At 39.8% G+C, this 12157-nt stretch carries 13 protein-coding genes, 2 tRNA genes and 1 rRNA gene; 11 read left to right on the top strand and 5 right to left on the bottom strand.

Features of this window, described 5'->3' with window-relative positions:
• From rrf to tsaD, 8 genes are all read left to right on the top strand, one after another.
• Positions 1-95 (top strand): 5S ribosomal RNA (gene rrf / locus BM390_RS11035); the annotation flags it as partial.
• Positions 96-142: 47 nt separating this feature from the next.
• Positions 143-219: transfer RNA gene (locus BM390_RS11030), tRNA-Met, on the top strand.
• Positions 220-224: 5 nt separating this feature from the next.
• Positions 225-301, top strand: a tRNA-Asp gene (locus BM390_RS11025).
• 155 nt (positions 302-456) lie between these two features.
• Positions 457-1452, top strand: coding sequence for a thiamine-phosphate kinase (gene thiL / locus BM390_RS11020; protein ID WP_062322224.1), 996 nt, complete (start codon positions 457-459; stop codon positions 1450-1452).
• A 9-nt stretch (positions 1453-1461) separates the two neighbouring features.
• Positions 1462-1923, top strand: a complete 462-nt coding sequence (gene tsaE, locus BM390_RS11015; RefSeq protein ID WP_062322226.1) for a tRNA (adenosine(37)-N6)-threonylcarbamoyltransferase complex ATPase subunit type 1 TsaE — start codon at positions 1462-1464, stop codon at positions 1921-1923.
• Positions 1920-2612: a tRNA (adenosine(37)-N6)-threonylcarbamoyltransferase complex dimerization subunit type 1 TsaB gene (gene tsaB / locus BM390_RS11010; protein WP_062322228.1), complete on the top strand. Its 693-nt coding sequence runs from the start codon at positions 1920-1922 to the stop codon at positions 2610-2612. Before tsaE ends, tsaB begins: the two co-directional genes overlap by 4 nt.
• On the top strand, positions 2602-3045 hold the full coding sequence (rimI, locus tag BM390_RS11005; RefSeq protein ID WP_231631493.1) for a ribosomal protein S18-alanine N-acetyltransferase: 444 nt from the start codon (positions 2602-2604) through the stop codon (positions 3043-3045). Before tsaB ends, rimI begins: the two co-directional genes overlap by 11 nt.
• The gene (gene tsaD / locus BM390_RS11000; protein ID WP_062322229.1) at positions 3042-4073 is read left to right on the top strand and encodes a tRNA (adenosine(37)-N6)-threonylcarbamoyltransferase complex transferase subunit TsaD; all 1032 of its coding nucleotides are present in this window, start codon (positions 3042-3044) and stop codon (positions 4071-4073) included. Before rimI ends, tsaD begins: the two co-directional genes overlap by 4 nt.
• Before the next feature lie 307 nt (positions 4074-4380).
• On the opposite strand, the gene BM390_RS10995 is transcribed toward tsaD, so the two are convergent.
• Positions 4381-6312, bottom strand: a complete 1932-nt coding sequence (locus tag BM390_RS10995; protein WP_062322231.1) for an ABC-F family ATP-binding cassette domain-containing protein — start codon at positions 6310-6312, stop codon at positions 4381-4383.
• A gap of 232 nt (positions 6313-6544) precedes the next feature.
• On the opposite strand from BM390_RS10995, the gene BM390_RS10990 reads away from it, so the two are divergent.
• The gene (locus tag BM390_RS10990) at positions 6545-7177 is read left to right on the top strand and encodes a redox-sensing transcriptional repressor Rex (RefSeq protein ID WP_062322233.1); all 633 of its coding nucleotides are present in this window, start codon (positions 6545-6547) and stop codon (positions 7175-7177) included.
• A gap of 125 nt (positions 7178-7302) precedes the next feature.
• Here the strand turns inward: BM390_RS10990 and BM390_RS10985 are convergent, their stop codons facing one another.
• Both BM390_RS10985 and BM390_RS10980 read right to left on the bottom strand, forming a co-directional pair.
• The gene (locus BM390_RS10985; protein WP_062322235.1) at positions 7303-7512 is read right to left on the bottom strand and encodes a DUF4305 domain-containing protein; all 210 of its coding nucleotides are present in this window, start codon (positions 7510-7512) and stop codon (positions 7303-7305) included.
• 4 nt (positions 7513-7516) lie between these two features.
• Positions 7517-8236, bottom strand: a complete 720-nt coding sequence (locus BM390_RS10980; RefSeq protein WP_062322237.1) for a CPBP family intramembrane glutamic endopeptidase — start codon at positions 8234-8236, stop codon at positions 7517-7519.
• A gap of 229 nt (positions 8237-8465) precedes the next feature.
• Between BM390_RS10980 and groES the strand changes: the two genes are divergently transcribed.
• Entirely contained in the window at positions 8466-8750 is a 285-nt protein-coding gene (gene groES / locus BM390_RS10975) for a co-chaperone GroES (RefSeq protein ID WP_062322238.1), read from the top strand.
• Positions 8751-8813: 63 nt separating this feature from the next.
• Entirely contained in the window at positions 8814-10436 is a 1623-nt protein-coding gene (gene groL / locus BM390_RS10970; protein WP_089854788.1) for a chaperonin GroEL, read from the top strand.
• 82 nt (positions 10437-10518) lie between these two features.
• On the opposite strand, the gene BM390_RS10965 is transcribed toward groL, so the two are convergent.
• Together BM390_RS10965 and BM390_RS10960 are read right to left on the bottom strand one after the other, a co-directional pair.
• Positions 10519-11214: a class F sortase gene (locus BM390_RS10965; RefSeq protein ID WP_062322241.1), complete on the bottom strand. Its 696-nt coding sequence runs from the start codon at positions 11212-11214 to the stop codon at positions 10519-10521.
• A complete protein-coding gene (locus BM390_RS10960) occupies positions 11198-11992 on the bottom strand; it encodes a DUF4397 domain-containing protein (RefSeq protein ID WP_062322243.1) in 795 nt (264 codons plus the stop codon). Before BM390_RS10960 ends, BM390_RS10965 begins: the two co-directional genes overlap by 17 nt.
• Positions 11993-12157: the final 165 nt, after the last annotated feature.

The following is a 12157-nucleotide window of genomic DNA, read 5'->3' as shown; positions in this document are numbered from 1 at the left end:
GGTCACACCTGTTCCCATGCCGAACACAGTAGTTAAGCTCTTCAGCGCCGATGGTAGTTGGGCTTAAGCCCCGCGAGAGTAGGACGTCGCTAAGCCTTGCCAAAAGGCAATTTATCGTTTATAATGAATACATTCATATCGTCGCGGGGTGGAGCAGTCTGGTAGCTCGTCGGGCTCATAACCCGAAGGTCATAGGTTCAAATCCTATCCCCGCAACCAAATATGGTCCGGTAGTTCAGTTGGTTAGAATGCCTGCCTGTCACGCAGGAGGTCGCGGGTTCGAGTCCCGTCCGGACCGCCATTTTTTTAAAAGGTAACTGTATCTTATTCAGTAATGAATAATGATATGGTTTTTTTAATGCCTTTTTTAAGGTGAATATAGGATAAATCTTCGATTTCTTTTGGAATATTTGCTATGATGGTTGTAGCAAATATGTAAATGAAGGACGGTCTACTATGAATGAATTTGAATTTATTGATTCAATTACACAAGGTTATTATCGACAGAGTAGCGTCATTAAAGGCATTGGTGATGATGCAGCTGTTCTCAGGCACCCTTACCATGATCTTGTGACGGCAGTTGATACAATGGTCGATGGGATTCATTTTTCAAAAGAAACAGTCCCCGCTTTTTATATTGGATACCGTACGTTAGCCGCAAACATCAGTGATATCGCCGCCATGGGAGCCGTACCGACGTCTTATATGATCTCTCTTGTTGTCCCAAAAGATTATTCAGATAATGAACTTCAAGCGATCTATCAAGGGATGGACCAATTAAGTCGCAAGTATCATATGGATTTGATCGGTGGAGACACCGTCACAGGCGATCAATTAGTCGTCTCAGTGACGATTCATGGGTTAGTAGAGAAAGATAAGGCTAGACTAAGAAGTCATGCGAGAGATGGGGATATTGTCTTTGTGACAGGCACATTAGGTGATAGCCGTTTCGGTCTTGGCCTATTGTTAGACGAATACAAAGATCAATCCTATCGTGATCGACTTGATAAGATTGATCGTGATTATTTTATTAACCGGCATCAACAACCAACACCTAGAGTAGATTTCGCAGAAGCTCTAAAGTCACTAAGGCGCGTAGCATTAAACGATGTCAGTGATGGGATTGCGAGTGAAGCACATGAAATTGCCAAATCTTCACAGATGACGCTTTTTATTGATGATGATCAAGTGCCTGTACATCAGGATATGTATAGTTTACCTGATGAGCTTATTCATGATTATAAGTATTCAGGTGGTGAAGACTTTGAACTATTGGGAACTGTTTCAGAACAAGACTTTCCTTTTGTCGTAGAGGCAGCACGTCGGCATCACTTACCGCTGCGTCAAATTGGCTATGTGAAAGATAGTGAACAAACAAATGGACAGGTGTATCTAAAAAAGCAAGGTACACTGAAGCGATTAAAAAAAACGGGTTATACCCATAAAAATTAGGTGAAATAAATGACAGAAAAAACATATCACGTATCTACACCAGAAGAAACAAAACGCTTAGGTGAAAAAATTGCTTTACTACTCAGACCAAATGATTGCCTGACTTTAAGTGGTGATTTAGGCGCTGGTAAAACAACATTTACGAAAGGTTTAGGAATGGGCCTTGGTGTCAAACGGACAATTAATAGCCCAACTTTCACCATTGTTAAAGAATATCAAGGTGAAAAACCACTGTATCATATCGATGCTTATCGTTTAGAAAATGAGGAAGAAGATATTGGTTTTGATGATTATTTTTACGGTGACGGTGTGACGGTTGTTGAATGGCCTCAGTACATTGCCTCATTTTTACCTGATGAACGACTTGATATCACTATTAAGAAAGTAGATGAGAGTGATGAGCGCATCATTACGCTAACATCGACGAGTGCCTATTTTGATTATGTTATAAAGGAGATCCCTCACATATGATTCTAGCTATGGATACATCGACTGATGTGTTGAGTGTGAGCTTACACAACGGTCAGGAGATTATTGAAGAATACAGTTCCAAAAATAAAAATAAGCATTCCACACGATTAATGCCAGCTATTGATCGTATTATGAAAGAAGCCAAAGTTACGCCACAAGATTTAACGAAAATTGTTGTCGGGATGGGTCCAGGTTCATATACCGGGGTAAGGATTGCCTTATCTACAGCTAAAACAATGGCCTGGACATTGAATATTCCTGTCGTTGGTGTATCAAGCTTACGAGCCCTTAGTTTACAAGCAGCGGGAGATGACTATGTGTGTAGCTTCCTCGATGCGAGACGCGGTCTTGTGTATGCGGGACTATACGATAAAGCCGGCAACGAGGTCTTACCTGAAGTGAACATCTTAATGGACGAGTGGCTTGAAAAATTAGCGGCACTCAACAAGCAGGTGACCTTTGTTAGCCCAGACTTAGATAAGTTTCAATCACTTATCGGGGAGCATTTAGGTGACCGGGCTCTATACAAACCTAATGGACATCATTTAATGCGCGCCGGATTATTAGCTGAAGTAGGTAAAGACTTCGGACCAACCGATCCTCATCTACTTGTGCCCAACTATTTACGTTTGGTTGAAGCAGAAGCGAAATGGTTAGAAAAACAAAAGGCAGATCAACATGACCGTTAATATGAGACTGATGCGGGTGGAAGATCTCGATGTTGTAGCTGAAATAGAAAAGGCGTCATTTCCGACACCCTGGTCACGAAATATCTACAGAGAAGAGCTAACAGAGAATAATTTTGCGCATTACTATGTCATTGAGAATGATCAGGGTGTTGTCGGCTTTATCGGAGCTTGGATTATTTTTGATGAAATTCAAGTGACAAATTTCGCCGTGTTACCGAGTGAAAGAAAAAAAGGCTATGGCCGTATGCTTTTTCAATATTTAATTAATAAAGCTTTACTAAAAGGTGGACGATTGATGTCCTTAGAAGTACGTAAAAGTAATCTAGCTGCACAAAAAATATATCAATCATTTGGACTAAAAAAAGCTGGCATTAGAAAACGGTATTATACCGATAATAATGAGGATGCCATTGTTATGTGGGTGGAATTATGAAAAAGACAGATCAAATCAATATTTTAGCAATCGAAACAAGTTGTGATGAGACAGCCGCGGCAATCATTCAGAATGGTCATACAATCTTGAGTGAAGTTGTTGCGACACAAATAGACAGTCATAAACGTTTCGGTGGTGTTGTTCCTGAGATTGCTTCAAGACATCATGTGGAACAGATGACACAAGTATTAGAAGAGACCTTAACAAAAGCGTCACTCACGATGGAGGAGATTGATGCTGTTGCAGTAACAGAGGGTCCAGGATTAGTAGGGGCGCTCTTAGTCGGTGTGGCAACCGCAAAAGCGTTAGCTTTCAGTCACCAGTTACCGCTCATCGGTGTCCATCATATCGCCGGGCATATTTATGCCAATCAACTCGTTGAATCCTTTAAATTTCCGCTACTATGTCTTGTTGTTTCAGGTGGTCATACGGAACTTATCCTAATGAAAGAACACGGGAAGTTTGAAGTGATTGGTGAAACAAGAGATGATGCGTGCGGAGAAGCATACGATAAAGTCGCCAGAGTACTCGATGTTCCGTATCCAGGTGGTCCGCATGTTGATAAACTCGCCAAACTTGGAAACGATACATTAAACCTACCGCGTATTTATTTAGAAGAAGATAGTTATGATTTTAGTTTTAGCGGTTTGAAATCTGCGGTTATTAACACAGTTCATAATGCAAAACAAAAAGGCATAGCCTTAAAGAAAGAAGATATCGCCTGTAGCTTCCAAGAAAGTGTTGTTGAAGTGCTGGTTGAAAAGACGTACCGCGCCAGTGTTGAATATGGCGTGAAACAGGTGGTTGTCGCGGGTGGTGTGGCCGCCAATAGTCGTTTGAGAGAGGCGCTTCGTGAGCGGTTTAATGACCCAGAGGTGACGTTATCGATTCCCCCGCTAGCTTTATGTACCGATAATGCGTCGATGATTGGGGCAGCTGCCTACAATGATTATCAAAAACAAGCGTTTCGTGGTTTAGATTTAAATGCGAATCCAGGATTAGATTTAGAACAATACGGAAAGAGATAAAAGAAAGTTACCCACAAGTTATTAGCGGAATGTGGGTAACTTTTTCAATAGGCGGTAGATCAATGATGAATACGCACACAAAAATGTGGATAAATATATGAAATCTTGTGGATAGTGTGCATAAGTCGGTTGATAACTATTATAGCAATCTTTTAACTGTGGATAAGAATCTGGATGATATTCCTATATACAAGTTGAATTACCCCCACCTAACATTCTAACGAATGTTTGAGGAAGGTGTCTTCTCGCTCTAAGACGATAAAAAATCATTTGCCTCACGTGACAAATGATTTTTTTCTGCGTACGATTATGACTCCTCGTCCTGATGTAGGGTTTCCCATTCTTCCATCAGCGATTCAATCGTATCGTTTAATGTTCCGTTTTCTTCTGTTAAAATGAGTGAACGCTCATGGTCTTGAAAGACTTCGGGCTCACACAACAATGCTTCATTTTCCTCTATTTTAGCTTCATGGTCATGAATGAGCTGTTCGATTTCTTCGATACGGCGAATTTTCTTACGCTCTTGTTGCTTTTTTTGTTTTTCTTCTTCAAAACTCGTTTTTTCTTTTGCAATCGTTTTGGTATGATCTTTATTAGTAAGTGCGTTAATCTCGGCTATTTCTTGCTTTTTCTCAACATAGTAATCATAATCACCTAGATAGATGGTGGCCCCGTTTTTTGATTGTTCCACGACGGTCGTCGCTAGTTCATTAATAAAATAACGGTCGTGTGAAACAAAAATGATCGTCCCAGGGTAGTCGAGTAAAGCGGCTTCAAGAATCTCTTTACTATCTAAATCTAAGTGGTTCGTCGGTTCATCAAGAATTAATAGATTCGCTTGTTGCATCATTAATTTAGCCAGTGATAAGCGTGCTTTTTCTCCTCCACTTAACGCATGAACTGGTTTTAATACGTCATCACCACTAAATAAAAAATTACCAAGGATGGTCCGAATATCTTTTTCATTCATCATCGGGTAATCATCCCATAATTCATTTAAGACCGTTTTCCGTTGACTAAGTTCAGTTTGTTCCTGATCATAGTAGCCAATGTCTAGCTTTGCGCCGTACTGAATGTCTCCGCTAGAAGCGTTTAATTTCCCGATAAGGATTTTTAATAATGTCGTTTTCCCGACCCCATTAGGACCAACAAGTGCTAATCTGTCGCCGCGATTAATATTAAATGAAACAGCTTCAAAAATAGGGGTAGGATCATCAGGATAACAAAAACTAAGATTGTCTACTTTTAAAACATCATTCCCACTTCTGCGCTTTACGTCAAATGAGAAGTGCGCACTTTTCTCATCCCCTTGTGGTGAATCCATTTTGTCCATTTTCTCAAGTTGTTTACGTCTACTTTGAGCGCGCTTTGTTGTTGATGCTCTAGCGAGATTCTTCTGCACAAAGTCTTCCAATTTTTTGATTTCTGTTTGTTGTTTGTCAAATATTTTTAATTCTTGTTCATAGTCACGTGCTTTTTGGTCTAAGTAGTATGAATAATTCCCGTGATATTTTTTTGATTGTGTGCGAGACAGTTCATAGACCGTGTTAACGGTTTTATCTAAAAAGTAACGGTCGTGAGACACAATGACAATCGCCCCAGCATAATTATTCAGGAAGTTTTCAAGCCATGTTAATGTTTCAATATCCAAGTGGTTTGTTGGTTCATCTAATATTAAAATATCTGGTTTTTGTAGTAATAATTTGGCGAGAGCCAGTCGTGTCTTTTGACCACCACTCAGTGTATGAATCAGCGTGTCAAAGTCGGATTCATAAAAGTTCATGCCATGTAAAACACTGCGGATGTCTGATTGGTATTGGTAGCCTCCGTTATGTTTAAAATCGATTTGTCGCTGGTCATACTGATTTAGTAATTGTTGATACTTTGGTTGATCTTGGATAAAGGCTGGATCGCCCATTTTCTGTTCCATTTGTCGTAACGCGCGTTCTTCATTAATTAATCCTTCAAATACGGTTAGCATTTCATTATAAATGGTGTCTGTTGATTCAAGTCCGGTATGTTGCGATAAATAACCGAGCGAGACGTCTTTTGCCTGGTGAATCTCACCCTCATCGTATGATAATTCACCTGCCATGATCTTTAGTAACGTTGATTTCCCTGCACCGTTACGTCCAACAACCGCAATCCGGTCTTTCGTTTGGATTTCTAGTTTAATATTGTCTAGAATCGTATCAGCACCAAAACGCTTTACTAGTTGATTTATTTGCATTAATATCATTTATTTCACCTCATCTAAGCTAGTGTATCGCAACAGGCAGAGATGTTGCAAGCAAATTACTAGGGGTTTGTGATATAATTGTATATACTAGGTGTCGTATTCAGAAAACAGACAAGATAGTTTTTTTTTGGTACACTAAAGATAAAGATAAAAAAGATAACAACCATCGACGAGTGATCAATATATACTTACAGCGAATAGGGATAGATATTAGTAAAAGAGGAGAATGACAATGGCATCACAAAACAAAATTCCACAAGCAACCGCGAAACGGTTACCACTGTATTATCGATTTTTAAATAATTTACATTTACAAGGCAAATCACGCGTGTCTTCTAAAGAGTTAAGTGAAGCAGTCAAAGTTGATTCAGCGACGATTCGTCGTGACTTTTCATATTTTGGCGCATTAGGTAAAAAAGGTTACGGATATAATGTTGAATACTTACTTGGCTTCTTTAGAAAAACCCTTGATCAAGATGAGACGACAAAAGTTGCCTTGATTGGGGTAGGTAATTTAGGAACAGCTTTTCTGCATTACAACTTTACTAAAAATAATAATACGAAAATCGAAATGGCCTTTGATCTGGATCCGAATAAAATCGGCACAGAATCAGGCGGCGTACCGATTTATTCAATCGATGATATGGAAGACCATTTAGAAGATGTGCAAGCGGCTATTTTAACCGTGCCTGGTGCAGTCGCACAAAACATTGCTGAACGACTGGTCGCTGCTGGCATTACGGGTATTTTAAACTTTACACCGGCGCGTATCACCGTACCAGATGAGGTGCGTGTGCACCACATTGATTTATCGGTTGAGTTACAATCATTGATATACTTTATGAAACACTATCCTAACGCTTAATAGGTGATTAAAATGAATAGGCCTAGCCTATACTTTTATTTGATAACAGAAGATTAAAAAAGAACAACCCGATAAGGGCTGTTCTTTTTTTAAACATATTGAAGCAACATCAGACGTAAAAACGTCTATTTTTTTTGATCTTTTTTCTTGTTTTTGATCTTCACGTGTAGCTTAAATAATCGATAACTGGCACCTAAATCAAAGGTGGCGAGGACGGTCAAGAAAATCGTTAATGGATTTAAGACAGTATCTTCAATGGCCTCAAAGGCAAAATAGATGAATAATAAACCGATAAATAAATATAAATAAGCATGCATGAGTGGTGAAATACGCATGATGTTACCCCCCAAATATAATAATCTGTAGCTGTTCTAGTTGTTCCAATAGTTCTTGTAGCTCTGCTGGTTGGTAAGTAAATTGTATAAGGACGACAATACTATTCATAGCCACATGAGCAAAAATCGGAACGATAATACGTTTCGTTTGGACATATAGGAAACTAAACACAAGCCCCATAATAAAATAAACAAGCAAATGTGTAAAGTCCGCATGAACAAGCGCAAAAATTAAGGATGAAACGAAAGCGGCGATTAAAAAGTTCGTCCGTTTATTCATCTCACCAAAAATAATCTTTCTAAAGATCAATTCTTCAAGAATCGGACCAATCACACTAACGACAATAATAAAGACGGGAAAATTAAACGCAATCGCCATAATTTCTATCGTATTTTGGGATTGTTCCGTAATACCAAAGACAAGCTGTTGAATAATATTGGCGAAAGCTTGCCCTAAAAAGGCTAAGAAAACACCGGAAATTGACCAAATGATGGTTAGAGGTAGATCTGTTCTTTCTGGATGTCGAGGTAAGTGACGTTCGCGTTTCAGTAGTAATAACGAAACAAGTAGCGCCACAATAAAGCTAAATACTTGCCAATAAATCAATAGTTGTTGGGTGAAACTATCACTAAAATTTTGTAACTCAGCAAGTGCTAAAACAAAAAAAGCAGAAAACTGAGCAATAACATACGTAACGATAATGCCAATGTAACGTTTCGGCATAACTATTCACTCCTTCGTAAGACCAATATACGTATTCTACCATACTTTTGTGAGAACCTTAACTGATGTCATTTAAATCGAAAGACAAAAAATATTTTAAAAAAATTAATCAGAATACTTGAAAAAGAGACGCGAGTTCATTATTATAATAATTGTGTTAGCACTCTAAAACGTCGAGTGCTAAAAATAACTTAAATAACTTTTTTAATAAATGGAGGAGGATTTCTAAATGCTTAAACCATTAGGAGATCGTGTCATTATCGAACGTGTTGAAGAGGAAGAAAAAACAGCGAGTGGTATTATTGTACCTGAGTCAGCAAAAGAAAAACCACAACAAGGACGTGTGGTGGCGGTAGGTAAAGGTCGCGTAGCAGATAATGGCAGCGTGATCGTATTAGATGTGAAAGAAAATGATAAAGTGGTCTTCCAAAAGTATGCAGGAACTGAGCTAAAGCATGAAGGCAAAGACTATCTTATTTTACGTGAAGACGATATCTTAGCGATTATTGGCTAATAACCAATCTGAAAAGCAGAACATAAGAAACAGTTTAAGAAACATTTGAGGAGGAATTTTACGATGGCAAAAGAAATTAAATTTAGTGAAGACGCACGTCGCTCAATGATGCGTGGTGTTGATACATTAGCAAATGCAGTGAAAGTCACACTTGGACCTAAAGGGCGTAATGTTGTATTAGATAAAAAATTTGGTTCGCCCCTTATTACGAATGATGGCGTGACCATCGCAAAAGAAATTGAATTAGAAGATAAGTTTGAAAACATGGGTGCTCAACTTGTGCAAGAAGTGGCCTCACAAACAAATGATGTGGCCGGTGACGGTACTACAACCGCTACAGTACTTGCGCAATCAATGATTCAAGAAGGACTTAAAAACGTTGCTTCAGGTGCAAACCCAGTGGGTGTACGTCGCGGGATTGAAAAAGCGGTGAAAGTCGCGATTGAAGAATTAAAAGCAATCTCTAAGCCAATTGAAGGCAAAGATTCCATTGCCCAAGTCGCATCAATTTCAGCGGCTGATGAAGAAGTGGGTCAGTTAATCGCTGAAGCGATGGAACGCGTGGGTAACGATGGTGTCATTACGATTGAAGAATCAAAAGGCTTCTCAACGGAACTTGAAGTAGTCGAAGGGATGCAATTTGATCGTGGTTACCAATCACCTTACATGGTATCAGACCAAGATAAGATGGAAGCTGTCTTAGAAGATCCATATATCTTAGTGACGGATAAAAAAATTAATACGATTCAAGATGTGTTACCAGTGTTAGAACAAGTCGTTCAACAAGGTAAGCCACTCTTACTTATTTCTGAAGATGTTGAAGGCGAAGCACTTGCCACATTAGTCGTCAATAAATTACGCGGTACATTTAACGCCGTTGCCGTTAAAGCTCCAGGCTTTGGTGACCGTCGTAAAGCCATGCTTGAAGATATTGCGACACTTACTGGTGCTGAAGTCATTACAGAGGACTTAGGTCTTGATCTTAAGAGTGCAACAATCGAGCAATTAGGTCGTGCTTCTAAAGTCGTTGTCACTAAAGAAAACACAACCATCGTTGAAGGTGCAGGTAATCCAGAAGTGATTAGCTCACGCGTCCAACAAATTCGTGGTCAAATTGAAGAAACAACGTCTGAATTTGATCGTGAAAAACTTCAAGAACGCTTAGCGAAATTAGCTGGCGGTGTTGCTGTTGTTAAAGTTGGAGCGGCGACAGAAACAGAACTTAAAGAACGTAAATTACGCATCGAAGATGCTTTAAACTCAACACGTGCGGCAGTAGAAGAAGGTATTGTCGCTGGTGGTGGTACAGCCCTTATGAACGTCTACAACAGTGTGAAAGCACTTGACTTAGTCGGTGATGAAGCAACTGGTGCAAGCATCGTTCTTCGTTCACTTGAAGCACCTGTACGTCAAATTGCGATCAATGCAGGTCTTGAAGGTTCTATCATCGTTGAGCGTCTAAAAGGCGAAGCGGTTGGTATGGGTTATAATGCGGCAACCGATGAATGGGTAAACATGATTGAAGCGGGTATTGTAGACCCAACGAAGGTTACACGTTCAGCGCTACAAAATGCAGCGTCAGTAGCGGCGATGTTCTTAACAACAGAAGCCGTTGTCGCAGAAATTCCTGAAGATAATGCGGGACCTGACATGAGTGGTATGGGCGGCATGCCAGGAATGATGTAATAAAGAGTATAAACAAACGCCAGATAACAGTGACAATGCTGTTATCTGGCGTTTTTTCTTTATGCTTAAAGTAAAGGTTGTATTATTTCTGACTCTCGGTTTCATTCATTTGTTCAGTAAAAACGACCAGACGTTCACTATGTGTTCCAACATTTCGATCAAATTCACCGATACACGTAATCAAGTTTAAGCGTTGTTTACTGGTGGGGCCAAAAACATCATCAAGTGCCGTTGTGTCATAAGGATAACGTTTTTTACCGACAACAGTAAATTGACGTGTTTCGCCAGTATCATCCGTGATGGTCACCGTATCACCTTGTTCTAGTTTGTCGAGGTCATAAAAAACACTTGGACCGTTACGATCACTGACATGACCAGCAATGACAGCTTGGCCTTGAGCGCCAGGTTTTGATCCATATTTATACCAGCCAACATTATCGACATTTTCAGGTACCCCCATTTGACCGTTTGCTGTTTCACCAACAAATTCAACGGACGCATCGACATTGATTTTTGGAATCGTCAGCTGAGTCGGGGTAAGGCCGATAGGTCCCGACTGAATCGGGTTCAGAGTGATTTTTCTCGGTTCACTAAAACCGTTAGACCGGTAAAGATGACTAGATTTAAAATAAGGCGTGAAGCTGTCATCTATGACAGCTTCACTCACTTTCATTAATGGATTCGTCCGTAATTGATAAGCATTGACCCCAATATGACCAAAACTAATGAGGGTGATGACACTTAAACTTATTACGATAATTTTATCGCTTAACCGCACGGCGTTTTGTCACAAATAATCCTAATGCCCCAAGAGATAATACACCTACAAGGAATGGCAATGTCATTGATTCAGTTGTTTCAAAACCAGTTTGTGGCATAGCTTCTGGTGCCATTTCGGCATCATCTACAACTAATACTACATCTAGTGAGCTAGGATCAGCTCCCACAGCATAAGCGTTATAAATTTTATTTGCTTCAAGTGTTGTACCTGACAAGTCAAGGACCTGGTCTGTTGTACCTGCGGCACGAATTTCTAAATCATACGTACCAGGGTCAAGTGTTAAGTAATCTGTAACGGCAAAGAACTCAGCGCCTTCAACAAGAGCATCGCCACCGATTAAACCGACATCAACCGCTGGACTACCAGGTGAAAGGTGACCGACACGAATGTTGGCTTTTCCTTCATCAACCGTTAAGTCATCCACAAACGCTTCTAAGCGGAAACCATCTTCAAGTAAACCAACAGCTGCGACAGTGTAACGCGTATTAGCTTCTACTGAAACTTCTTGTTCGTAGACAGCTTCTTCTGCACCAGTTGCATGAATAGCAATTTGGTACGTACCTTCTTCTAATTCAAGATAGCCGGTAATATCTTTAAAGCTGGCATTTTCGACAGCCACCTCACCGTTAACAAAAACATCAACAGCCGGTGCATCTGGTGAAGCGTGAAGGACACGAACCATCGCGTGATGTCCCTCCGCAAAAACAGGGAGTTGTAAAAGTGACAAGAGTAAGACGACAAGTGATAAAATAACCAAACCTTTCGTTTTCTTCATTTTTTTCCTCTCCTTTTTTGTTGTGTGGTGTAAACGATTGTGGTTTACATTACTCTTAATACCATCATATTTTGATTTCAAAACATTTTTAGCGTATATTATGTAAAGATGAGTGTATAGACATAGGTTTGAGGGAGTTTTATGGGTATTTTTCCAATCGAAAGT

This window comes from Halolactibacillus miurensis, assembly GCF_900116255.1.
GTDB classification, from domain to species: Bacteria; Bacillota; Bacilli; order Bacillales; family Amphibacillaceae; genus Halolactibacillus; species Halolactibacillus miurensis.
The sequence above is the reverse complement of the archived record's forward strand: the minus strand, read 5'-3'. Positions and strand labels throughout refer to the sequence as shown.